Source organism: Streptomyces sp. CAU 1734 (genome assembly GCF_039888735.1).
Taxonomy (GTDB): Bacteria; Actinomycetota; Actinomycetes; order Streptomycetales; family Streptomycetaceae; genus Streptomyces.
This window is the reverse complement of the sequence record NZ_JBDQQP010000014.1, coordinates 95,686-118,562: the sequence shown is the minus strand read 5'-3', so window position 1 is coordinate 118,562 and position 22,877 is coordinate 95,686. Positions and strand designations below refer to the sequence as shown.

Annotated in this window: 18 protein-coding genes; 5 read left to right on the top strand and 13 right to left on the bottom strand. The window is 72.6% G+C overall.

What is annotated here, in order from left to right:
• Window positions 1-38: 38 nt before the first annotated feature.
• The 4 genes from AAFN69_RS25995 to AAFN69_RS25980 form a co-directional block, all read right to left on the bottom strand.
• On the bottom strand, window positions 39-2,492 hold the full coding sequence (locus tag AAFN69_RS25995; RefSeq protein ID WP_347731180.1) for a [protein-PII] uridylyltransferase: 2,454 nt from the start codon (window positions 2,490-2,492) through the stop codon (window positions 39-41).
• A 429-nt stretch (window positions 2,493-2,921) separates the two neighbouring features.
• Window positions 2,922-3,260, bottom strand: coding sequence for a P-II family nitrogen regulator (locus AAFN69_RS25990; RefSeq protein WP_347731179.1), 339 nt, complete (start codon window positions 3,258-3,260; stop codon window positions 2,922-2,924).
• Complete coding sequence (locus AAFN69_RS25985) at window positions 3,257-4,615, bottom strand: ammonium transporter (protein WP_347731178.1); 1,359 nt, start codon at window positions 4,613-4,615, stop codon at window positions 3,257-3,259. The genes AAFN69_RS25990 and AAFN69_RS25985 overlap by 4 nt, the downstream gene beginning before the upstream one ends.
• A 445-nt stretch (window positions 4,616-5,060) precedes the next feature.
• Window positions 5,061-6,548, bottom strand: a complete 1,488-nt coding sequence (locus AAFN69_RS25980) for a hypothetical protein (protein ID WP_347731177.1) — start codon at window positions 6,546-6,548, stop codon at window positions 5,061-5,063.
• A gap of 453 nt (window positions 6,549-7,001) precedes the next feature.
• Between AAFN69_RS25980 and AAFN69_RS25975 the strand changes: the two genes are divergently transcribed.
• Window positions 7,002-7,670 carry a bifunctional DNA primase/polymerase gene (locus tag AAFN69_RS25975; RefSeq protein ID WP_347731176.1) on the top strand — a complete coding sequence of 223 codons (669 nt, stop codon included), beginning with the start codon at window positions 7,002-7,004 and terminating at the stop codon, window positions 7,668-7,670.
• Between the two features lie 81 nt (window positions 7,671-7,751).
• Here the strand turns inward: AAFN69_RS25975 and ftsY are convergent, their stop codons facing one another.
• A complete protein-coding gene (gene ftsY, locus AAFN69_RS25970; RefSeq protein ID WP_347731175.1) occupies window positions 7,752-8,975 on the bottom strand; it encodes a signal recognition particle-docking protein FtsY in 1,224 nt (407 codons plus the stop codon).
• A gap of 481 nt (window positions 8,976-9,456) precedes the next feature.
• On the opposite strand from ftsY, the gene AAFN69_RS25965 reads away from it, so the two are divergent.
• Together AAFN69_RS25965 and AAFN69_RS25960 are read left to right on the top strand one after the other, a co-directional pair.
• On the top strand, window positions 9,457-10,695 hold the full coding sequence (locus AAFN69_RS25965) for a GNAT family N-acetyltransferase (protein ID WP_347731174.1): 1,239 nt from the start codon (window positions 9,457-9,459) through the stop codon (window positions 10,693-10,695).
• Between the two features lie 92 nt (window positions 10,696-10,787).
• Window positions 10,788-11,741: a GNAT family N-acetyltransferase gene (locus AAFN69_RS25960; protein WP_347731173.1), complete on the top strand. Its 954-nt coding sequence runs from the start codon at window positions 10,788-10,790 to the stop codon at window positions 11,739-11,741.
• Window positions 11,742-11,881: 140 nt separating this feature from the next.
• On the opposite strand, the gene AAFN69_RS25955 is transcribed toward AAFN69_RS25960, so the two are convergent.
• From AAFN69_RS25955 to AAFN69_RS25940, 4 genes are all read right to left on the bottom strand, one after another.
• Window positions 11,882-13,300: a sugar porter family MFS transporter gene (locus AAFN69_RS25955; protein ID WP_347731172.1), complete on the bottom strand. Its 1,419-nt coding sequence runs from the start codon at window positions 13,298-13,300 to the stop codon at window positions 11,882-11,884.
• A gap of 203 nt (window positions 13,301-13,503) precedes the next feature.
• Entirely contained in the window at window positions 13,504-17,235 is a 3,732-nt protein-coding gene (locus AAFN69_RS25950; RefSeq protein WP_347731171.1) for an AAA family ATPase, read from the bottom strand.
• Window positions 17,236-17,404: 169 nt separating this feature from the next.
• Window positions 17,405-17,623, bottom strand: a complete 219-nt coding sequence (locus tag AAFN69_RS25945) for a hypothetical protein (RefSeq protein ID WP_347731170.1) — start codon at window positions 17,621-17,623, stop codon at window positions 17,405-17,407.
• Between the two features lie 405 nt (window positions 17,624-18,028).
• Entirely contained in the window at window positions 18,029-18,310 is a 282-nt protein-coding gene (locus tag AAFN69_RS25940) for an acylphosphatase (protein ID WP_347731169.1), read from the bottom strand.
• A 338-nt stretch (window positions 18,311-18,648) separates the two neighbouring features.
• Between AAFN69_RS25940 and AAFN69_RS25935 the strand changes: the two genes are divergently transcribed.
• Together AAFN69_RS25935 and AAFN69_RS25930 are read left to right on the top strand one after the other, a co-directional pair.
• Window positions 18,649-19,413 carry a CAP domain-containing protein gene (locus tag AAFN69_RS25935; RefSeq protein WP_347731168.1) on the top strand — a complete coding sequence of 255 codons (765 nt, stop codon included), beginning with the start codon at window positions 18,649-18,651 and terminating at the stop codon, window positions 19,411-19,413.
• Window positions 19,414-19,583: 170 nt separating this feature from the next.
• Window positions 19,584-20,027, top strand: coding sequence for a helix-turn-helix domain-containing protein (locus tag AAFN69_RS25930; RefSeq protein WP_347731167.1), 444 nt, complete (start codon window positions 19,584-19,586; stop codon window positions 20,025-20,027).
• A gap of 30 nt (window positions 20,028-20,057) precedes the next feature.
• Here AAFN69_RS25930 and mutM read toward each other — a convergent pair whose 3' ends face one another.
• The 4 genes from mutM to AAFN69_RS25910 all read right to left on the bottom strand — a co-directional run bounded on the left by mutM (window position 20,058) and on the right by AAFN69_RS25910 (window position 22,865).
• Complete coding sequence (gene mutM, locus AAFN69_RS25925; RefSeq protein WP_347731166.1) at window positions 20,058-20,927, bottom strand: bifunctional DNA-formamidopyrimidine glycosylase/DNA-(apurinic or apyrimidinic site) lyase; 870 nt, start codon at window positions 20,925-20,927, stop codon at window positions 20,058-20,060.
• 123 nt (window positions 20,928-21,050) lie between these two features.
• Window positions 21,051-22,022 carry a ribonuclease III gene (gene rnc, locus AAFN69_RS25920; protein ID WP_347731165.1) on the bottom strand — a complete coding sequence of 324 codons (972 nt, stop codon included), beginning with the start codon at window positions 22,020-22,022 and terminating at the stop codon, window positions 21,051-21,053.
• A gap of 19 nt (window positions 22,023-22,041) precedes the next feature.
• The gene (rpmF, locus tag AAFN69_RS25915) at window positions 22,042-22,215 is read right to left on the bottom strand and encodes a 50S ribosomal protein L32 (RefSeq protein WP_347731164.1); all 174 of its coding nucleotides are present in this window, start codon (window positions 22,213-22,215) and stop codon (window positions 22,042-22,044) included.
• 2 nt (window positions 22,216-22,217) lie between these two features.
• Entirely contained in the window at window positions 22,218-22,865 is a 648-nt protein-coding gene (locus AAFN69_RS25910) for a DUF177 domain-containing protein (protein WP_347731296.1), read from the bottom strand.
• Window positions 22,866-22,877 lie beyond the last annotated feature (12 nt).

The window sequence follows — 22,877 nt, the reverse complement described above, 5'->3', positions numbered from 1 at the left end:
GGCTTCCGGGCTCAGGCTCAGGCCTCAGGGCTCAGGGCTCAGGCGAGGGCTTGCTCCAGGGCGCGGGCGAGCCCGGCCGCGATGTCACCGGGCAGCGGCCGCCCGTCCGCCGAGGTCACATAGAAGGCGTCCACCGCGTTGGCGCCGAGCGTGGAGACACGGGCGCTGCGCACCCGCACCCCGGCCCCCTCCAGCGCCCGCCCGATCCGGTGGAGGAGCCCCGGGGCGTCGGGGGCGCGGATCTCCAGCACGGTGGCGCTCCGGGAGGCGGCCGGCGCGACCCGGACGCGGGGCGGCGGCGGGGTGATCCCGCGCCGGCGCGGCTGGGCGGCGTCCCGTTCGGCGAGTCTGGTCCGGATGTCCAGGGTGCCGTCCAGGGCCCGTACGAGATCGGCGCGGAGCCGGGTCTCCTCGGGCAGGGCGCCGAAGGCCGCCGCCACCCGCCAGTTCAGCAGGAGGACGGTGGCCGCCGGATCGGCCGGTGACTCCGCGGTCCGCAGGTCGGCGGAGTGGACGGTGAGGCGGTGCAGGGCGAGGACTCCGGCGGCGGCGGGCAGCACGCCCGGCCGGTCCGGGACGGCGATCAGCAGCTCCGCCCCGATGAGGCCGGGCTCCGCCGTGTCCGGCCCCTCCCGCAGGGCTCCGGTTCCGGTTCGCAGCGTGAGTACCGGGCCGCCGGTGCGCAGGGCCTCCATGGCGAGGCGTTCCTGATCGGCGCTGGGCGGGGTGAGTTCCGGTTCGGCCGGCTCCAGGCCCGCGAGCAGGGCGGCGACCCGGCCGGTGAGATCGGCGACGAGCGAGCCGCGCCAGGCGGACCAGGCGGCCGGTCCGGTGGCGAGCGCGTCGGCCTCGGTGAGCGCGTGCAGCAGTTCGAGGGTGGAGGTGGTCCCGACGGCGGAGGCGACCGCCCGCACGGTCGCCGGGTCGTCCAGATCGCGCCGGGTGGCGGTCTCGGCCAGCAGCAGATGGTGGCGTACGAGGGTGGCGATCACGGCGACATCGGCCGGTTCGAACCCGATGCGGCCGGCCATGTCGCGGGCGATGGTCTCGCCCGCGAGGGAGTGGTCGCCGGGCCATCCCTTGCCGATGTCGTGCAGCAGGGCGGCGATGAGCAGCAGATCGGGGCGGCTGACGCGGCGGGTGAGGGCGGCGGCCCGGACGGCGGTCTCGATGAGGTGGCGGTCGACGGTCCAGGTGTGCACGGGGTTGCGCTGGGGGCGGCAGCGGACGCGTTCCCAGTCGGGGAGGAGCCGGCTGATCAGCCCCTCGGCCTCCAGTGCCTCCCAGACAGCGATCACCGGTTCGCCCGCGCCGAGGAGGGCGAGGAATTCCTCGCGGGCCGCGGGCGGCCAGGGCACCGGGAGGTCGCGGCCGGCCGCCGCGAGCCGGCGGACGGCGGCCGGGGAGAGCGGCACTCCGGACCGGGCCGCCGCGGCGGCGGCCCGCAGCACGAGGACCGGGTCGCGTTCCGGCTTGGCGGTACGGGCGAGAACGGCCTCGCCGTCCTGTTCGACCACCCCGTCGGCGAGCGCGGTGCGTTCCGGTTCGGCGCGCCGTCCGCCGAGCACGGCGCGCAGCCGGGGCCGGGCGGAGCGGGCCCGCAGCACCCGGTGGACCTCGCGCCAGGTCACGTCACTGGCGTACGAGACGGTCCGCGCGGCCTCGTAGACCCGGCGGAGCAGGGCGTCGGCGTCGCGGAGGCCGAGTTCCGCGGCCACCTGGTCCTGTTCCTGGAGGTCGAGCCGGTCGGTGGCGCGGCCGGTGGTCAGCTGGAGGGCGTCGCGGGTGTCGAGGAGGGTGCGGCGGGCCTCGGCGAGCCCTTCGCGGGGGGCGTCGGCGAGCCAGGAGGCGGCGATGGCGCGCAGGGCGCCGGTGTCGCGGAGTCCGCCGCGGGCCTCCTTGAGGTCGGGTTCGAGGAGGAAGCGGAGTTCGCCCTGGCGTTCGGCGCGTTCGCGGCAGAGTTCGTGGAGTTCGGGGAGGCGGCCGGCCGCCTGGTTGCGCCAGTCGGCGAGGACGGTGGTCCGCAGGGTGGTCACGAGGCCGGCGTCGCCGGCGACGGTCCGGGCGTCGAGCAGGCCGAGGTGGACCTTCAGGTCCTCGGCGGCGGTGGCGCGGGCGCGGGCGGGGGTGCGTACGGAGTGGTCGAGGGCGAGGCCGAGGTCCCAGACGGGGTACCAGAGTCGGTCGGCGAGGGCGGCGACGGCGGCCGGGTCGGTGTGGCGGTCGTGGAGGAGGAGCAGATCGAGGTCGCTGCGGGGGGAGAGTTCGCCGCGTCCGTAGCCGCCGACGGCGACGAGGGCGGCGCCGCGGACTCCGGTGGACCGGCAGGCGGTGGTGAAGAGGGCGCGCAGCCACCGGTCGGTGAGCCCGGCGAGGGCGGCGCGGCGCGGCGGGCCGGTGTCTCCCGCCCCGGTGAGCAGGCGGAGCCGGGCGGCGGCGTAGTTGCCGGGGTCCGGCTCCTCGGCTTCGGTGGTCGTTTCGGCGCTGGGCACGCGTCCGGCCTCTCTCCCGCGTGGTGTTCTCGTTCAGGGTGCGCGCCGGGCGCGCGGTGTGCGGTGGTACGCGCCGGGGGTCGGGGGTGTGGCGGGGCGCGCACCGGGTGTGGTGCGCCGTCCGCACCCGGCGGGGCGGGTGGCCGGAACCCCGGAAGGGGCCCGGCCGCCGCCGGCCGTGTCGCGGGAGGGGGCGGGCGTCCGCCGGGTCCGGTCCTCCGGGATCCCGCCGGGTGTCGCGTTCCGGCCGGCCGGCGTCGGCGGGGTGGGGACCCGGAGCCGGGGGATCGCCGTCCCCGGGCACCCCGCGCGGGGTGCCCGGGGTGCCGGATCGTCGAGGTGTCTCCGGCACGGGGACGGCCCTCCGCCTCGCGATGGCGAGTACGGGGACACCGCCGGCGCCGTCCGCCGGGCGGACGGCGCCGTTCCCTAGAGCGCGTCCGGGCCGCGTTCCCCGGTCCGCACGCGTACCGCCGTGTCGACGGGGACGCTCCAGACCTTTCCGTCACCGATCTTCCCGGTCCGGGCGGCCTTGACGATCACCTCGATGAGCTGGTCGGCCTCGGCGTCCTCGGCGAGTACCTCGATACGGATCTTGGGGACCAGATCGACGGTGTACTCGGCGCCCCGGTAGACCTCGGTGTGGCCGCGCTGGCGGCCGTAGCCGCTGGCCTCGGTGACGGTGAGGCCGTGGACCCCGAAGGACTGGAGGGCTTCCTTGATCTCGTCCAGCCGGTGGGGCTTGACGACCGCGGTGATGAGTTTCATGCGTCCACCTTCGTGTTCCGGGCCGGTGCCGCCGCGGTCTCGCCGGAGAGCGGCGCGGCCTTGCGGGAGCCGGTGCCGCCGCCCGCGCCGCTGAAGTCGTAGGCGGTCTCGGCGTGCTCTTCCCGGTCGATGCCGGAGATCTCGGTGTCCTCGTCGACCCGCATCCCCATGGTCCTGTCGAGCAGGAAGGCGAGGGCGGCGGAGACCACCAGAGAGTAGGCGAACACCGCGCCGACACCGATGGCCTGCTTGCCGAGCTGTTCGAGTCCGCCGCCGTAGAAGAGGCCCCTGGCCTCGGACTGGACGCCGCCGGTGGCGAAGAAGCCGACGAGGAGGGAGCCCACGACACCGCCGACCAGATGGACGCCGACCACGTCGAGGGAGTCGTCGTAGCCGAAGCGGAACTTCAGTCCCACGGCCATGGCGCAGAGGACTCCGGCGATCGCGCCGATGGCGATGGCGCCGAGCGGGGAGCAGGAGCCGCCGGCGGGGGTGATGGCGACCAGGCCGGCGACGGCGCCGGACGCGGCGCCCAGGGTGGTGAAGGCGCCGTGCCGGATCTTCTCGTACGCCAGCCAGGCGAGCATGGCGGCGGCGGTGGCGACCTGGGTGTTGACGAACATGACCGCGCCGACGCCGTCGTCGTTGCCGAGCCAGGATCCGGCGTTGAAGCCGAACCAGCCGAACCAGAGGAGTCCGGCGCCGAGCATGACCAGGGGAAGGCTGTGCGGGCGCATCGGGTCCTTCTTGAAGCCGACGCGCTTGCCGATGACGAGGATCACGCCGAGGGCGGCGGCGCCGGCGTTGATGTGGACGGCGGTGCCGCCCGCGAAGTCGATGACGCCCATCTCGAAGAGCCAGCCGCCGGCGCCCCAGACCCAGTGGGCGACGGGGAAGTAGACGACGGTGGCCCAGAGGGCGATGAACAGGGCCCAGGCGGAGAATTTGACCCGGTCGGCGAGGGCGCCGCTGATCAGGGCCGGGGTGATGACGGCGAACATCAGCTGGAAGACGGCGAAGACATAGACGGGGATGGTGTAGCCGTCCCAGAGCTCGGTGAGGCCGATCCCGCTGAGGCCGGCGTAGTCGGACGACCATCCGATGACGGAGCCGTAGTCGGTGCCGAAGGCGATGCCGAAGCCGTAGAGCACCCAGAGGATGGTGACGATGCCGAGGCTGATGAAGCTCATCATCAGCATGTTGAGGGTCGATTTGACCCGGACCATGCCTCCGTAGAAGAAGGCCAGGGCCGGTGTCATCAGCATCACCAGGGCGGAGCAGATGAGCATGAAGCCGGTGTTGGCGGCGGACAGGGCGGGGGCTTCCGCGGCTAGCGTCGAGATGCCTGGGGGCATCGGCGTCTCCTCGTCGTCGGTGCGGCCTCGTGCGGGTGGAGCCTGAGCGGATCGGGCGGGGCCTGAGGGTTTCGGGCGGAAGCCTGAGCGGATCGGGCGGCGGGCCGGTTATGCGCCATGAGATTGGCGGAGCGCGGTTTCGGCCAGTGCCGCCCCGTGTTTCGCGCCGGTGACGAAGACATCGCGTGTGTTACGCGGCCATGAACCGGGGGCGCGGCGGGCGGGGCCGGTCATATCGTCCGTCCGCCGCGCGGAGGGCGGTACGGGAACCGGCCGTGACGCCACCCGGCTGACCTGGCTGGGGGAGCCGAGTCGGACGTGTTGGGGTGGGCGTCACGGCCGGGGTACGGGGTGGCCGGCGGGCGGCCGGGGTGGCCGGTTCCGAGCGGATCCGCGGGCCGGGCGCGGAGAGGGATTCAGCGGTGCCGGGCCCTGGCGCGCGGGGTCAGACGGCCTCCGCGGTCTCGGGAAGCTGCGCGGTGAGCAGATCGGTGAACCGTACGACCTCGGCCACATCGCCGAAGTCGCGGGCCGCGGTGTCGACGGTCTTGCGGAGCCGGGTGTTGACCCGCTCGGAGCGGACCCGCTGGGCCACGACGAGGGCCTTGGACGCCAGGGTGGTGGCGGGCACCGGCTCGCGCTTGAGCAGATGGACGGTGGCCATGCCGATGAGGTTGAGCGCATACGACCGCTGGTGCACCTCGTCGGTGCGGAAGAGCTCCACGGCCCTCGCCATCACCGGCTCGGCGAGGGAGGCGTAGGTGGGGCTGCGGCCGGCGACATAGGCGAGGTCGCGGTAGGAGTGGGCGTTCTCGCCGTTCAGTTCCGCCTCGGAGAAGAAGCGGATCCAGTCGGGCTCGGGCTCGCCGTCGATCCCGATGTCCTCGAAGGTGTCCTCGGCCATCCTGACCGCCCGCTTGCACTTGCTGGGGTGGCCCATGTTGGCGTAGGCGCGCGCCTCCATCGCGTACAGCATCGACTGGGTGCGCGGGGTGGCGCAGTCCCGGCTGCCGTACTGGGCGAGATGGATCAGCTCCAGGGCGTCCTCGGGCCGGCCGAGATGGATCATCTGGCGGCTCATGGAGGAGAGGATGTAGGAGCCGAGCGGCTTGTCCCCCGACTCCTTGGCGGCGTGGAGGGCGAGGACGAAATACTTCTGCGCGGTGGGCTGGAGGCCGACGTCGTAGCTCATCCAGCCGGCGAGCTGGGAGAGCTCGGCGGCGCAGGTGAAGAGGCGGCGGCGGGTGGCCGGGGGGTGGTTCTCCTGGAGCAGGTCGGTGACCTCGTGGAGCTGGCCGACCACCGCCTTGCGCCGCAGCCCGCCGCCGCATTGGGCGTCCCACTGGCGGAACATGGCGGTGGTGGACTCCAGGAGGTCCAGTTCGATCGGGGAGAGCCGGGCGGGCCGCTGCGCGCCGGCCGGGGCGGTGTGGTCGGCGGGGCCCGGCGCGGGCGGTTCGCCGCCGGGGGCGGGCACCAGCCAGCGCTGCATGGGCTCGACGAGGGCCGGTCCGGCGGCCAGCGCCAGCGAGCTGCCGAGGAATCCGCGCCGGGCGAGCATCAGATCGCTGCGGGAGAACTCGCTGATCATGGTGACGGTCTGCGGACCCGCCCAGGGGAGGTCGACCCCGGTGAGGGAGGGGGACTGGTGCGCGCTGCGCAGCCCCAGGTCCTCGATGGCGATGACACTGCCGAAACGTTCCGAGAAGAGCTCGGAGAGGATGCGCGGGATGGGCTCGCGGGGCTGTTCGCCGTCGAGCCAGCGCCGTACCCGTGAGGTGTCGGTGCTGATGTGGTGCGCGCCCAGCTCCCGGGCGCGGCGGTTGACCTGACGCGCCAGCTCGCCCTTGGACCAGCCACTGCGCACGAACCACGAAGTCAGCCGGTCGTTCGGGCGCTTGCCGGTATTCGCACCGGCGCCGCTGCCGTCCACTGGAACGCCCCCATCCATCAGAACCTGACGCTCGAACCCTTATCAGAATGCCGTGAGTTGAGGCCATCCGTCCCCCGGGACGCGCGCCCGTGACGAACACGAATCCCCGCACAGGAATACGAGTTGCCTCCGGCATACCCATGAGTGCGGAGAAACTCACCGGGCTCACACACCGAAAGTAATCCTACGATCACCCATCCAGGGTGGCGGATTCAGGAAACGCCACCATTCGCCACCCCTTCGGATGAACTCCCCGGTGGCCGGGCGCGATTCACTTGACACACAACGATCAGGAGGGCGGCGGAGCGGTGTTCGCACAGGCGCGCAACGCCACCCGCACTCCCCCTCGCGCCACCGTGCGCCATCGGACCTTCACCGATAGCGACACTCCGTCACGAGGAGACTTCGGGTCGTAACCACCGGCGAACACGACCCGTTGGAGGGGGCATGGGCATGGGCTTCACAATCGGCGGCAGTCGGGGGATCAGGGACATCCGGTCCGGCTCACGGCGCCGCAACCGTACCGCGGAACGCACCGTGGTGGCCGAGTACACCGGGCTGTGGGGGTGGGCCGTGGTACCGGGAGCGCGGGCGGCGTCCGGCGGCCACTCCTGCTCCTGCGGGAAGGCGGGGTGCGCGGCACCGGGGGCGCACCCGCTCCCGGGCGCGGCGGAGATCCCGGCGGGGGCGACCCTGGAGCAGGTCTCCAAGGCGTGGGCGGAGGTGCCGGGGGCGGCGCTGCTGCTGCCCGCCGGGCGGACCTTCGACATCCTGGACGTGGCGGCCCCGGCCGGGCGCCGGGCGCTGGTGCGGCTGGAGCGGATGGGGCTGCCGCTCGGCCCGGTCTCGGCGACGCCGGAGGGCCGCTGCCAGTTCTTCGTGGCGCCGGGCGCCACCGCCGACCTGCCGCGGCTCCTCTACCGGATGGGATGGGACGACGCCGATCTCGATCTGCGCTGTCTGGGACCGGGCGACCACATCACGGCGCCGCCGTCGGACCGCGGCGGGCTGGGGCCGGTGAGCTGGCTGCGGCCGCCCTCCCTGGACACGGCGACGGCACCGCCGGAGGCCCGGCTGCTGCTGGGGACGCTGGCGTACATCTGCCACCGTTCCGCCGCGTAGGGGTCCCGGACACGGAAGCGCCCGGTCGCGCCGCTGGGGCGCGCCGGGCACTTTCCGGTCCGCGGGGGGCGGGGCGGGGGCTCAGTCCCCGATCAGCGCGTCCACGAACGCATCCGGCTCGAACGGAGCCAGATCGTCCGGGCCCTCGCCGAGACCGACCAGTTTCACCGGTACGCCGAGCTCCCGCTGGACGGCGATGACGATGCCGCCCTTGGCGGTGCCGTCCAGCTTGGTGAGGACGATGCCGGTGATGTCCACGACCTCCGCGAAGACCCGCGCCTGGACCAGGCCGTTCTGGCCGGTGGTGGCGTCCAGGACCAGCAGGACCTCGTCGAGCGGGCCGTGCTTCTCGACCACCCGCTTGACCTTGCCCAGCTCGTCCATGAGGCCGGTCTTGGTGTGGAGCCGGCCCGCGGTGTCGATGAGCACCACATCGGCGCCCTCCGCGATGCCCTCCTTGACCGCGTCGAAGGCGATCGACGCCGGGTCGCCGCCCTCGGGTCCGCGCACCGTGCGCGCGCCGACCCGGTCGCCCCAGGTCTGGAGCTGATCGGCGGCGGCGGCCCGGAAGGTGTCCGCGGCGCCGAGCACGACCGAGCGGCCGTCGGCGACCAGGACCCGGGCGAGCTTGCCGGTGGTGGTGGTCTTGCCGGTGCCGTTGACGCCGACGACCATCACGACGCCGGGCGTGTCCAGGCCGCTCTCGGTCTTCACGGCGCGGTCGGCGTCGGTGCCGATGAGGGCGAGCAGTTCCTCCCGGAGAAGGGCGCGCAGCTCGTCCGGGGTACGGGTGCCGAGGACCCGGACCCGCTCGCGCAGCCGCTCCACCAGCTCCTGGGTGGGGGCGACGCCGACATCGGCGGTGAGGAGGATCTCCTCGATCTCCTCCCAGGTGTCCTCGTCGAGGTGTTCCCGGGACAGCAGGGTGAGCAGCCCCTTGCCGAGGGTGTTCTGTGAACGGGCGAGCCGGGCACGGAGCCGGACGAGCCGGCCCGCGGTGGGTTCCGGCACCTCGATCGCGGGCGCCTCGGGCGCGGCGACGACGGGATCCTCGACAGCGACCGGGGAGGCGGCGGCCTCGTCCGCGGCCGGGAGACCGACCTCCTCGATGGTGCGGCGCGGTTCGTCCCGCGGGGTCTCCGCCTCGTCGCCGACATGCGGCTCGGCGGGCGGAGCGGTGATGGTCGGCGCGGACGGCGGGGCCGTGGGCGGCAGCTGCTTCTTTCTGCGGCCGCTGATCACGAGCCCGCTGATCGCGCCGACGGCGACCAGGGCGATGACTACAGCAAGAATGAGGATTTCCATAACGGACCCAGTATCGGTCACGTCCCCGGGGGGCCGGCGGCCCGTGCCCCGGACGACACGCGGCGGCGCGGTGAAAGGCCGGGGAACTCCCGGCGGGAACGGCGCGCGAACGGAACGGGAACACCGCGGGAACACGGCCGGGAACACCTCGGTGGTGACGCGGTCCGGAACACGGTGAGAATCCGGGAGCGCCGCACGGAATCCGCCGGAGATCATGCGGAGAAGAAGAAAGGATTTCGTGAAAAACGGGCGGCGTCATCGATCCGGTGCGTGCCGGGAACTCTCCGGTAACCGTCCGGGAATGACTTCCGGCGGCACCCGGGGAGAACCGCCGGGAAGCGGGCCGCACGGCTCCGCGAGGCCGTTGGAAAGAGCACCGAAAGGCCGTGGCGGAGTGGCCGGCGGGAGTGCCGGGGATCCGGCGGCCGATACCGGAAAACCCGGATGACGCGCGCCCGGGGTGCGGGCTAGCGTCGCGATCATGACCGTTGTGGAATTTCGGACCATCCCCGAGGCGCATCTGGACCGCGCTCTTGACCTGCACTATCTCGTATTCCTGGACAAGGACTGCGAGGACGGGACACGGAAGCGGCATCGGGAGATCCTGACGCACTGCGACCGGATCGGCGCCTATCAGGGAGACCGGCTCGTCGGCCTGCTGGCCGCGCATCCGCTGTCGCTGTCGGTGCCCGGCGGCGAGCTGCCCTGCGCGGGGGTGACCTTCGTCTCCGTGGCGCCGACCCACCGGCGGCGCGGGGTGCTGACGGGCATGATCACCGAGCTGTACCGCCGGTGCGCGGCGGCCGGGCAGCCGCTCGCGGCGCTCTGGGTGTCGGAGGCGGCGATCTACGGCCGCTTCGGCTTCGAGCCGGCGACCCACTCGTACACGGTGACGATCGACACGGACCGCCCGCTGGGGCTGCGGATCGCCCCCGACGGGCGCCCGCTGCGGCTGGTCGATCCCGAGGAGGCCCCGGAGGTCATCGGCGCCTCGCACGCGGCGGCCCGCGCCGGGCGCGCCGGGCGGGTGGCCCGGGACGGCTTCTGGTGGCGTACGCACATCCTGCCCGAGGAGAACGAGGAGGACGAGGACCACAGCGCGCCCCGGGTGGTGGTGATCGGGGACGAGGGCGAGGACCCCGCGGGGTATGTCCTCTACCGCACGGCGTCCGACAGCGAGGGGCGCGGCACGGTCCATCTCCAGGAGCTGGAGGCGGACTCCCCCGCCGTGGCGGCGGCCCTCTGGGAGTACGTGACCTCGATCGATCTGGTCGACCGGGTACGCGCCTGGGGCCGGCCGCCGGACGATCCGCTGCTGCGGTTCGCCGCCGACCGCGACCAGGTGCGGGTCACCCAGGAGTTCCCCGCGCTCTGGCTGCGGCTGGTCGACGTGCCGGGCGCGCTCGCGGGGCGGCTCTGGTCGGCCCCGGTCGACCTGGTGGTGCGGGTGACCGACACCCTGCTGCCGGAGAACGACGGGCGGTACCGGCTGACCACGGAGCCCGCTCCGGGCGGTCACCGGATGACGGTCACCCCGACCGGGCGGGCGCCCGACCTCACCTTCGGCGCGGCGGAGCTGGCCGGCTGTTATCTGGGCGGGTCGGACCCGGCCGGGCAGGTGCGGGCGGGGCTGGCCGCCGAGCACACCCCGGGCGCTGCCCGGCTGCTCGGCGACGCCCTGCGCACGGAGCTGCTGCCGCACACCACGGACGAGTTCTAGGACCTCTCGGTGCGGCCGTCCGCCCCCGCGGCGGGCGGCGGCGCCGGAAAACGGTTCGACGGCCTCTCCGTGCCCTGGCACAGTGGCGCTCCATGACCGACGCCGAACCGATGACCGACGCGGAGCTGGAACTGATGCAGGGGCTGGCGCTGCGTGTCACCGCCATCCGCCCGGAGCTGGTCAACGGCGACGCCTCATACGGCGAACTGGCCTGGAACCTGGGCAGGGAACGCCCCGGCCGGGACGCGTCCCGGCCGCACCGGTTCTGGTTCCGCGGCGGAGAGCTCGCGGCATGGGGCCGGGCCCGCCGCCGGCACCGGACCGGACCGGCCGGCGGGCCGGTGCGGGAGATCACCGGCGCCTCTCTCGCGTATCAGGTCCACCCCGGTCACGCCGGGCTGCTCGACGAGGTGATCGGCTGGTACGAGGGTGTCGCGGCGGGCGTCGACCGCACGGTGGTGCCGAGCGCCGCCGACACGTTCGCCCTGGAGCGCTGGGCCGCGCACGGCTACCGGACCGACCCGGCCTCGCTCGGCGACACCGGTTCCTGGATGCGGATCAATGTGCGGTCCCTCACCGATGTGGAACAGCCGGTGCTGCCGGACGGATTCCGCTTCCGCACCGCCGGCGAGGCGGGCCCGGAGGCAGCCGTACGGGCCCATCTGGACGCCTGGAGCTCCTCGGCGTACACGGCCGAGAGCTACCGGGGCGTCAGACGGACGGCGGCGTACCGGGATGACCTGCACATTCTCGTGGAGGCCCCGGACGGGACGATGGCGTCCTCCACCGTCATATGGCTCGACGAGGTGAACCGGACGGCTCAGTTCGAACCGGTGGGGACCCATCGGGCGTACCGGCGGCAGGGGCTGGCGAGGGCGATGCTGCTGTCCGGGATGCACCGGGTGCGGGCGGCGGGGGCCACTCGGGTGACGGTCGCCTGTCTGGGCGCGCCGGGGCATCCCGGGGCGCGCGGGCTCTATGACAGCGTCGGTTTCCGGGAGTTCGCCCGGGACGCGCCGCTCATCAGGACCGCGGTCGCCGGCTGAGGGCCGCTCCGGCACTCCGAGCCGCACACCGCACACCGCACGGCGGACGGCCGGCCCGGGCCGCCGTCGCCTCCCGCCGCGCTCTCCGCCCGAGCCGGAGAGGTACCACCGCGCACCGGCACCCGCAGGGCCGCCGGTGTTCAGCCCATCTCCTCCAGCGCCTTGCCCTTGGTCTCCTTCACGAAGAGCAGGACGAAGGGGATCGAGAGCACCGCGAAGGACGCGTAGATGACATAGGTGGCCGAGAGATTCCAGTCCGAGAGGGTCGGGAAGGTCACGGTGATGGCCCAGTTGGCGATCCACTGCGCGGAGGCGGCGACGCCCAGCGCGGCGGCCCTGATCCGGTTGGGGAACATCTCGCCGAGGAAGACCCAGACCACCACACCCCAGGAGAGGGCGAAGAAGAGCACGAAGACATGGGCGGCGATCAGCGCCACCGTGCCCTCGGTGCTGGGCAGTTTGCCGTCCACCAGATCGGCCGAGAAGGCCCACGCCTCGAAGGCGAGGGCGATCGCCATGCCCGCCGAGCCGATCAGCGCCAGCGGCCTGCGGCCGACCCGGTCCACCAGCACCATCGCGATCACGGTGCCGATGATGTTCACGATCGACGTGGTGAAGGAGTAGAAGAACGAGCTGCTCGGGTCGATGCCGACGGACTGCCAGAGCGTGGAGGAGTAGTAGAACGCCACATTGATGCCGACGAGCTGCTGGAAGAGGGAGAGTCCGATACCCACCCAGACGATGGGGATGAAGCCGAACTTGCTGCCGAGCAGGTCCTTGAAGGTCGACTTGTGCTCCCGGCGCATCGCGAGATCGATCTCGGCGACCCGGGCGTCCAGATCGGCGTGCTCGCCCTCGACCTCGGCCAGTACCTTCTTCGCCCGGCCGACCTTGCCGACGGAGATCAGATAGCGGGGCGACTCGGGGATCGCGAAGGAGAGCACCCCGTACAGCACCGCCGGTACGACCATCACACCGAGCATCCACTGCCATGCCTCCAGGCCGGCGATCTCACCGCGCTGGTCGCCGTCGGCGATCTGGAGAATGCCGAAGTTCACCAGCTGCGAGACGGCGATGCCGATGACGATCGCGGCCTGCTGGAAGGAGGCGAGGCGGCCCCGGTAGGCGGGCGGGGAGACCTCGGCGATGTAGGCGGGGCCGATGACCGAGGCCATGCCGATGGCGAAGCCGCCGACGATCCGCCACATGGCCAGATCCCAGAGGGCGAACGGCAGCGCGGACCCGATCGCGCTGACGGTGAAGAGCACGGAGGCGATGCGCATGCAGGCGATGCGGCCGATCCGGTCCGCGATCCGGCCCGCCGTGGCGGCGCCGATGGCGCAGCCGATCAGGGCGATGGCGATGACCTGGGCGAGTTCACCCGAGCCGATGCCGTAGCGGGACCGGATGGCCTCGACGGCGCCGTTGATGACGGAGCTGTCGTAGCCGAAGAGGAATCCGCCCATCGCGGCCGAGGCCGTGATGAAGATGACATGGCCGAGATGGTCGGGGTGGGCCTCGCGGGCGCCCGGCGCCGGCGGCTGGGACGTACTGCTCACATCTGACTCCTCGGGCCGTGACTCGGGCCGTGACTCGGGCCGCCGCTCGTGGGACCGCCGTTCCGGCGCGCTCCGCCGGCCCGCGCGAGGGGAGACGAGCACGGTGAGTCCTTCAAGTGGGGCACGCTTTCCCCCGGCGGACCATCCGGCGGGGGCCGTTCGGGCTCAACGCCCCGGCTGCCCCGGCCCGGGCGGAGTACGCCTCAGCGCAGCCGCTGGCCGATCACCTTCGACACACCGTCACCCTGCATGGAGACCCCGTACAGCGCGTCCGCGACCTCCATCGTCCGCTTCTGGTGGGTGATCACGATCAGCTGTGAGGACTCCTGGAGCTCGCGCATGATGCCGATGAGCCGCTGGAGATTGGTGTCGTCCAGCGCCGCCTCGACCTCGTCCATCACATAGAACGGGCTCGGCCGGGCCTTGAAGATCGACACCAGCAGGGCCACCGCGGTCAGCGAGCGCTCGCCGCCGGAGAGCAGCGACAGCCGCTTGACCTTCTTCCCCGGCGGCCGGGCCTCGACATCGACGCCGGTGGTGAGCATGTTGCCGGGGTCGGTCAGGATCAGCCGGCCCTCGCCACCCGGGAAGAGACGCGAGAAGACCCCCTCGAACTCCCGGGCCGTGTCCCGGTAGGCGTCCGTGAAGACCTGTTCGACGCGTACGTCGACCTCCCTGATCACCTGGAGCAGACCGGTCCTGGTCCGCTTCAGGTCCTCCAGCTGCTCCGAGAGGAACTGGTGGCGCTCCTCCAGGGCCGCGAACTCCTCCAGCGCCAGCGGATTCACCTTTCCGAGCCGCTGATGCGCCCGTTCGGCCGACTTCAGGCGTCTCTCCTGCTCCGCGCGGACAAAACGCACCGGCTGGTTGCGGGGGTGCTCCGGATCGTCCGGGACCTCCTCCCCCTCGGCCGGGGGCGACGGCGGTACGGGCTGATCGGGGCCGTACTCGGAGACCAAGCCGGCCGGCTCCACACCCAGCTCCTCCAGCGCCCGGGTCTCCAGCTGCTCGATCCGCAGCCGTTTCTCCGCGCCGAGCACCTCGCCCCGGTGGACCGAGTCGGTGAGCTTGTCCAGCTCGTCCTTGAGCTCCCGGCCCCGGGTCCGGGCGGCGCCGAGTTCCCGCTCCCGGCCCTCCCCGGCGGATTCCGCGGCGGTCTGTTCCGCCCCGGCCCGGGCCAGGGAGACCTCCACATGAGCCAGCAGCTGCCGGGCTCCGGCGGCCACCGCCGAGGCCACCGCGGCCTCGTGGCGCAGCCGGGCGCGCCGCTGTTCCGCCCGCGCCCGCGCCTCCCGTTCCTCGCGCGCCGCCCGGTCCAGCGCGTCCGCCCGTCCCGCGAGCCCCTTCACGCGCTCCTCGTGCGTACGGACCTGGAGCCGGGCCTCCATCTCGGTCTGGCGGGCGTTGGCGCCGTCGGCCGCGAGCCGGTCGCGGGCCTGGGTGTCGGGCTCCTCGTCCACCGGGATCTCCTCGGCGGCCAGCAGCCTCTCGGCCAGCACCTCGGCCTCCTCACGGGCCCGGTCCAGCCCCTCGCGCGCCCGGGCGACGGCGGCGGCGGTCCGCTCGGCCTCGCCCTGGGCGGCGCGCGCCTGCCCGGCGAGCCGGCCGAGCCGCCCGGAGACCGCGGACTTCTCCCGCTCGGCGGTGCGCCGGAGCTCACCCGTCTCCTCGACGAGGGCCGCGCACTCGGCCCGGCGGCCGGCGGCGGCGCGCTGCTCGCCGGCGAGCGCGGCACAGCGCACGGCCAGTTCGTCCAGCTCGGCGGCGGCCTCGTCCACGGACGCCCGCACCTCCAGCAGGCTGGGCGCGCCGGCGGAGCCGCCGTGGGCGAAGTGGGCCGCGAGGACATCGCCGTCGGCGGTCACGGCGGTGAGCCCGGGCCGGGCCCGGACCAGATCCTCGGCGTCCTCCAGCGTCCCGACGACCACGGTGTCGCGCAGCAGCCGGCGCACCGGGGCCAGCAGTTCCTCGGGCCCCCGCACCAGGTCGGCCGCGTGCGGATGGCCCGGCCCCGCGACGGCCGCCCGCTCCCCCCGGCGGCCGGGCCGGCCGTCGCCCCGGTCCCGTGGACCGAAACGGTTCTGCGCTGTTACGGGAGTCTCCGCACCGGTCCCCGCCGCCGTCCCGCTCCCGGGCCCGGTCTCCGGGGAGGCGTACGGTCCGCGCCGGTCCCCCGGCCCCGGCGGGCACGGAAGGTCCGGGACCGGTCCCCCGGTCAGCAGCATCGCGGCACGGCCCGCCTCCGACTTGCGCAGCAGCCGCAGCGCCTCGGCGGCCGTCGCCGGGGTGGTCACGGCCACCGCGTCGGCCGCGGCCCCCAGCGCCGCCGCCACCGGGATCTCGTATCCCGGGGCCACCGTCAGCAGCTCGGAGGCCGGGCCGAGCAGCCCGCTCAGCCGGTCCCCGGCGGCGAGCAGCGCCCCCGTGCCGTCCTTGCGGCGCAGTCCGAGCGCCAGCGCCTCCCGGCGCGCGGCGACGGCGGCCCGCTCCCGCTCGGCCGCCGTGAGAGCCTCCCGCGCGGCGCCGAGCGCCGATTCCGCTTCCGCCAGCGCACGGCGCGCGGCGGCATACCGCTCGCCCAGCGCGGTGTCATCGGCGTCGAGGCCGGCGACCTCCGCCCCGAGCTCCTCGTACTCCTCCTGAGCCGCCGCGGCGCGTTCCCGGGCCTCGTCATGCGCGGCGGTCAGCCGTTCGATCTCGGCCTGGGCGGAGGCGGCACGGCCACGGGCCGCGCTGACCTGCCCGTGCAGCCGGGCGAGCCCTTCACGGCGGTCGGCGATGGCGCGCGCGGCGTCCCGGAGACGGCGCTCCTCCGCGGCGAGTTCGCGCTCCAGCTCGGCGCGGTGGGCGACGGTGTCCTCCAGGGCGTGCTCCGCCGCCTCCATCGCGGCCGTCAGTTCCGCTTCCTGCTCACGGATGCGCGCCGCCCGGTGCTCCAGATGCTCGGGGTCCTCCGGCGGGCGGCCGAGGCGCTCCTCGGCGGGCCGCGCGGCGGCGCTCGTGACCCGGGCGTCGGCGAGCGACACGGTGCCGCGCACCCGCTCGGCGAGCCGGGAGAGCTCCTGCCAGCACTGCCGGGCGCTCCGGAGCCGGGGCGCGAGCCGCCGCAGCTCCTCCTCCAGCGCCGCCTCCCGGGCGAGGGCGGTCCTCAGCCCGGCCTCGGTGGTCTCCTTCCGCTCCTTGAGCGCGGCCTCGTCGGCGATCTCCGCGCCGAGCGCCGCCCGCAGGCGTACGAGATCGTCGGCGAGCAGCCGGAGCCGGGCATCGCGCAGATCGGCCTGGATGACAGCGGCCCGGCGGGCCACGGCGGCCTGTTTGCCCAGTGGCTGGAGTTGGCGGCGGAGTTCGTCGGTGAGGTCCTGGACCCTGGCGAGATTGGCCTGCATCGCGTCGAGTTTCCGCAGCGCCTTCTCCTTGCGCTTGCGGTGCTTGAGAACACCCGCGGCCTCCTCGATGAAGGCCCGGCGCCCCATGGGGTCGGCATGCAGCACCGAATCGAGCTGCCCCTGGCCGACGATGACATGCATCTCACGGCCGATACCGGAGTCGGAGAGCAGTTCCTGAATGTCGAGCAGCCGGCAGGTGTCGCCATTGATCTGGTACTCGCTGCCGCCATTGCGGAACATGATCCGCGTAATGGTGACTTCCGCGTACTCGATGGGGAGCGCGCCGTCGGAGTTGTCGATGGTGAGGGAGACCTCGGCCCGGCCCAGCGGGGGGCGGCCGGTCGTCCCGGCGAAGATGACGTCCTCCATCTTCCCGCCGCGCAGCGACTTGGCGCCCTGTTCGCCCATGACCCAGGAGAGCGCGTCCACCACATTGGATTTACCGGAGCCATTGGGGCCCACGACACACGTGATGCCCGGCTCGAACCGCAGGGTGGTGGCGGAGGCGAAGGATTTGAACCCGCGCAGGGTCATGGCCTTGAGGTGCACGCAGCCGGACTCTACCTTTCCCGGGCGGTTTCACCCATGAAGGCGGGGGGCACATCAGACGGTAGAAGAGGGGTCGAAGCGGGCTTTCGGCGGAGTGGGGGAAAGAAAGAAGGGACGCCGAGGCGTCCCTTGCATATCTTGCGCGATGGATCCAAGCGGATCCCCGGGCTCAGGTGAGCGCGGGCTCCGCCTGCGGTACGTCGATGTCGATGCTGTCGAGCAGCGACTCTCCCGGGTGGTGAGCGACGGCGGCGCTGAGCGCGTCATTCTCGGACTGAATCCGAACCAGCTCGGATTCGAGGTCCTGGACGCGCTGCTGAAGCCGTCGCATCTCGGCGAGAAGTCGCGGGTCGGAACCGCCGACGTAACCGAGAAGCGCCTTTGCCATGATGGATGGTCCTCCACAATGAGTGACCGACCGATGCGGTGTGGGTCGTGAGGGATTCGCACCCGCGGTGCTCGGCAGTGATCTCTGTACTGCTCAAAATCGCTGCGGTTCTTACTGCCAAACAGCTAAGGTGCGCGGGGATTCCAGAGTCTCACCAAAAAGTTTGACGGTCAACACGATCACACCCCGTATCGGGGGGCCGACACGGAGGGCACACCGCCGCGGACACGCGGGGCGGCCTCTGCTCCGGGGCCCCCGGGGGATCGGGATCATCCTTCTCGCGGCAGCGTCGCACGGTGGGTCAAATCTGGCAACCACCTGCTCGTTTCCCCTCCAGCGGGGCTTCAGCGGCGGGCCCGCGCGAGTGGCACGGAGTGCCCCGTACGGCGAACACCGGCGGTCCGCTCAGCGGATCGCGAACCCCTCGTAACCGCCCCGCGGCGTGTCCCAGATCTCAGTCACTCCGTCGACGCGGCCGGGTGTGTCGTCGGAGTTCAGCCACTCCAGCAGACGGTGGCAATTCTCACGCGGCCCCTCCGCCACGACCTGCACCCGGCCGTCGTCGAGATTGAGGGCGAATCCGGTGAGGCCGCCGATCTCCAGTGCATTTGCCCTGGTGAACCAGCGGAAGCCCACTCCCTGTACTCGACCGCGTACCCAGGCGGTCAATCGCGCGACGTCGTTCATGAGAGCACCGTAACCAAGTGCGCGGAGCCCAATTACCCGCGGGGCACTTCCGGCCGCGTACTCATGGCGTACAGTCCGGTCGCAATGAAACTCACCCGTTCGGGTGAGCCGGTCTTCAGTTCATCCGGCGTGCGGCCGGTGAGCTGCCGGTTCGGGCCGCTCAGCGGGCCCGGAGCCGGAGGGATTTCGGCCGGGCGCGGACGGCACCACGCCGGAACCCGGGCCGGGTTGTCCAGCCGTCGAGTACGAGGAAGGCACAGCAGATGGGACGCCATCGACGCTCCACCAAGCGTGCGGGTAAGCCGGTACGGACGGGGCTTCTCGGAGTCTCCGCGGCCATGGCCGTGGGTACCGTCGCCGTGGCGTCCGGGCTGCTGCCCGGCGGCAAGACCTTCGTCGTGGGGGGCGAGAGCTCCCCGGGCGGCCAGCTGCGGTCCGGCGGTTCGGCCACCCTCCAGACCCAGGGCGAGTCGTCCGGCCGGCCGGCCGGCGACACCCCGAGCACCGCTCCGGCGCCGGCCCACGCGCCGTCGAAGACCCCTTCCCCCAAGCCGTCGGTGAAGCAGGAGAAGACGAAGCCCGCCGAGAGCACCCCGGAGCGGACGGCGCGGAGCACGCCATCGGCCGAGGAGCGCACCAAGGCCCCGGCCCGCGAGAAGCCCCGCGAGGCCGACCGGACCAAGGAGCGTCCGACGCCTCCGGCCGGCGGTCCCTCCTCGCCCACGGAGAAGGGCGCCGAGGCGCAGGTGCTCGCCCTGGTCAATCAGGAGCGGGCCAAGGTCGGCTGCGCGCCGGTGCGGTTCGACTCCTCGCTCGCCGCCCTGGCCGGTGCCTTCAGCAGCGACATGGCGGCCCGCGGCTTCTTCTCGCACACCGACCCGGACGGCGACTCGCCCTGGGACCGGGCGGAGCAGGCCGGGGTGAAGAATCTGGGCGGCGAGAACATAGCCAGGGGTCAGATGGACGCCGCGGCGGTGATGAACTCCTGGATGAACAGCGAGGGCCACCGTGCGAACATCCTCAACTGCGACTACAAGACCCTGGGAGTCGGCGTCGACATGAGCGCCGGCGGCCCCTGGTGGACTCAGAACTTCGGATTCTGAGACCGGCGTCCCGCTCTTCGGGACCTGTGTCCCGCAAGCCCCCATAACCGGGGCCGGGACCCGCGTCCTGTCGGCAACCGCGCGCCCGTCTCTCCGGCCGGCCTCCGGCCCGCTACCGTACCGAGTGCGCTTTCCGCTGGTCAGCGCTGTGCCATCGTAAGGTGGTTGTCATGGACAACGCCCTCGCCGCCGAGCTGCCCGGCGGTGCGCCCGACCGGCCGGACGGCTCCGGCGGCGCCTCGGTCCACTCCGTCTTCTCGGTCTTCTCCAGGAACTGCCCCTCGCGCGGCACGCTGGAGCACATGACCGGACGCTGGGGCGCGCTCACCCTCACCGCGCTCCACGAGGGCAGTCTCCGCTTCAATGAGCTGCGGCGGCGGGTCGACGGTGTCAGCGAGAAGATGCTCTCCCAGACCCTGCACGCACTGGAGCGGGACGGTCTGGTGCACCGCGAGGCGCAGCCGGTGAATCCGCCCCGGGTGGATTACGAACTCACCCCGCTGGGCCGTGCCGCCGCCGGGCAGCTGCTCGTCCTCATCCGGCTGCTGGAGGGCCGGATGCCCGAGGTGCTGTCCGCCCGTGAGCGCTACGACGAGAGGCACGGCCGCCCCTGAGATCACCGGGCCGGCCGCGCCGGCCGCAGGTCACAGGGGTCGCGAGGCCGGGCGCGGCGGTCGCTGGCAGCGCGGGCAGAAGTAGCTGGACCGATTCATCCACGGCCGCCGCCGCATCGGTGTGCCGCAGCGGCGGCAGGGCTCGTCCTCGCGTCCATAAGCGTCCAGCGAACGGTCGAAGTACCCGGATTCGCCGTTCACATTCACATAGAGACTGTCGAAGCTGGTGCCCCCGGCGGCCAGGGCCGCGTTCATCACGTCCCGGACGTGTCCGAGCAGCTCGGCCGACCGGGAGCGGGTGAGACCGGAGGTCGGCCGCTCGTAGTGGAGCCGGGCGCGCCAGAGCGCCTCGTCCGCGTAGATGTTGCCGACCCCGCTGATCAGCGACTGGTCGAGCAGGGCCCGCTTGACCGTGGTGCGCCGCAGCCGCAGGGCGGTGTGGAAGGCGTCGTCGTCGAAGGCCGGGTCGAGGGGGTCGCGGGCGATGTGCGCGATGACATCGGGCAGCCCGTCGGGGGTGTTGTCGTGCAGCGAGAGCCCGCCGAAGGTGCGCTGGTCGACAAAGCGCAGCTCGGTGCCGAGGGAGTCGTCGAAGCTGATCCGGATCCGCAGATGCTTCTCGTCGGCGGCGTCCTCCGGCTGGACGAGCAGCTGACCGCTCATCCCGAGATGGCCGAGAATCGATGAGTCGGTGTCGGCGAGGGGCAGCCACAGGTACTTGCCGCGGCGGCGGGCGATGCCGACACTGTGTCCCTTGAGCCGGGCGGCGAAATCCTCGCCCCCGGCGAGATGGCGGCGAACCGCCCGCGGATGGAGGACCCGTACCTCGGAGATGGTCCGTCCGCTGACCCAGCGCTGGAGTCCTCGGCGTACGACCTCGACCTCGGGCAGCTCTGGCACGGGGCTCCTCCGGGAAACACTCGCGGTGACGCCCGCAGCGTACCGTTCCGCCGGGCGGTGAAAGACGCCGAGACCCCTCACTCCCGGGGGAGCGAGGGGCTTCGGTGAGATCGAATGGCCGGATCAGGCCGTGGCCCGGTCCGCCTTCCCCGTATGGGCGGAGTCAGTGATTCCGCCGGATTCCGCTTCGCCCGGGGCAGCCTCGGAATGCGCGGCCGGTGCGGCTTCCGCGGCGGTGTCGTCCGCCCCGGTGACGGGGGTGTCCGTACCGGCGTCCTCCGGGGAGGTCTCCGCCGGCTTCTCGGCGGCGGCCTTCTCCTCGGCCGCGCGCTTCTCGCCCGCGGCCTTCTCCTCGGCCACCCGCTGGTCGGCCGCGGCCCGGATCTCCCGCCAGGCGGATTCCGCCGCCTGCTGCTCCGCTTCCTTCTTGCTGCGGCCGGTGCCGGTGCCGTACGAGACACCACCGACGCGGGCGGCAGCAGTGAAGGTCTTCTCGTGGTCCGGACCGGTCTCGGTGACGAGATACTCCGGCACTCCGAGCCCCTCGGCGGCGGTCAGTTCCTGGAGACTGGTCTTCCAGTCCAGGCCCGCGCCCAGGTTCGAGGACTTCTCGATCAGCGGGTCGAAAAGGCGGTGCACCAGTTCGGAGGCCGCTTCGAGACCCTGATCGAGATAGACGGCGCCGATCACCGCTTCAAGGGTGTCGGCGAGAATGGAAGCCTTGTCCCGGCCGCCCGTGCCCTCTTCGCCCCGGCCGAGCCGGATGAAGAGTCCGAGTTCCAGCCCGCGTCCCACTTCGGCCAGCGCACGAGAGTTGACCACCGCGGCCCGCAATTTGGCCAGCTGGCCTTCGGGCAGGTCGGGGTGGGTGCGGTACAGCGTGTCCGTGACCACCAGACCGAGGACGGAGTCTCCGAGGAACTCCAGCCGCTCATTGGTGGGCAGACCGCCGTTCTCGTACGCGTACGAACGATGGGTCAGCGCACGTACCAGAAGGGCGGACTCGAGTTGATACCCGAGCCGCCCTTCCAGAAGCGTGTGGGACGAGGCCGCGTTGACGTTGTCCGCCTTCTTGGCATTGGACAGCTCAGACATCGTGCCTCTCACCAGCCACTCAGACCGCGAGGACCTGGCGCTTGTTGTAGGTGCCGCAGCTCGGGCACGCAATGTGCTGCAGCTTGGGCTCCTGGCAACGCTCGCACGAAACCAGGTTGGGGACCGCAGCCTTCCACTGCGACCGGCGGTGGCGCGTGTTGCTGCGCGACATCTTCCGCTTCGGAACAGCCACGGCTACTTCTCCTGCTTCTCGTCGACGCCTGCTTCGGCGCCGCCCATGTTGTCCTTCTCGCCGTCCGTGCTGGTTTCGACGAGTCCTTGCAATGCCGCCCAGCGAATGTCGACGGCATCGTGGTGGTGGTCCGGTTCGTCATCGAGCCTGATCCCGCACTGAGCGCAGAGACCGGCACAATCCTCCCGGCACACCGGCTGCATCGGCAGGGCGAGAACCACCGCGTCACGCAGCACCGGTTCGAGGTCGAACAAGCCGTCCTCGAGGTGGAGGGTGTCCTCGTCCTCGGCGTCGTCGCCGGGTTCCGCGTTACGGCCGCGGTTCCGGTCATCGGCGTCGGGGTACGTGAACATCTCCTGGAAGTCCGCGGCGACATCCTGCCGCAGCGGCTCCAGACACCTTACGCACTCCCCCTCGGCGACGGCACGGGCGGTGCCTGTGACAAGCACCCCTTCCATGACCGATTCGAGGCGGAGCTTCAGCTGCACGTCCGCGCCCTGCGGCACGACGATGACCCCTTCGACACCGAGTGCCGCCGACATGTCGGCCGTCGACACGGTGCGGGAGACCCGCTGGAGCGCGCCGGGACGCCGGCCCAGCTCGTGCGTGTCGAACACGAGGGGGTTGCGGTGGTCGAGGCGGGCGTTCAGGGTTCTTCCTGC

Excerpts from the sequence above, each read along its gene's own strand:
- AAFN69_RS25940 (WP_347731169.1), bottom strand. The coding sequence starts at position 18,310 with ATGAACGACGTCGCGCGATTGACCGCCTGGGTACGCGGTCGAGTACAG.
- AAFN69_RS25965 (WP_347731174.1), top strand. The coding sequence starts at position 9,457 with ATGACCGTTGTGGAATTTCGGACCATCCCCGAGGCGCATCTGGACCGC.
- AAFN69_RS25935 (WP_347731168.1), top strand. The coding sequence starts at position 18,649 with ATGGCCGTGGGTACCGTCGCCGTGGCGTCCGGGCTGCTGCCCGGCGGC.
- AAFN69_RS25930 (WP_347731167.1), top strand. The coding sequence starts at position 19,584 with ATGGACAACGCCCTCGCCGCCGAGCTGCCCGGCGGTGCGCCCGACCGG.
- AAFN69_RS25985 (WP_347731178.1), bottom strand. The coding sequence starts at position 4,615 with ATGCCCCCAGGCATCTCGACGCTAGCCGCGGAAGCCCCCGCCCTGTCC.
- AAFN69_RS25960 (WP_347731173.1), top strand. The coding sequence starts at position 10,788 with ATGACCGACGCCGAACCGATGACCGACGCGGAGCTGGAACTGATGCAG.
- AAFN69_RS25945 (WP_347731170.1), bottom strand. The coding sequence starts at position 17,623 with ATGGCAAAGGCGCTTCTCGGTTACGTCGGCGGTTCCGACCCGCGACTT.
- ftsY (WP_347731175.1), bottom strand. The coding sequence starts at position 8,975 with ATGGAAATCCTCATTCTTGCTGTAGTCATCGCCCTGGTCGCCGTCGGC.
- AAFN69_RS25990 (WP_347731179.1), bottom strand. The coding sequence starts at position 3,260 with ATGAAACTCATCACCGCGGTCGTCAAGCCCCACCGGCTGGACGAGATC.
- AAFN69_RS25975 (WP_347731176.1), top strand. The coding sequence starts at position 7,002 with ATGGGCTTCACAATCGGCGGCAGTCGGGGGATCAGGGACATCCGGTCC.
- rnc (WP_347731165.1), bottom strand. The coding sequence starts at position 22,022 with ATGTCTGAGCTGTCCAATGCCAAGAAGGCGGACAACGTCAACGCGGCC.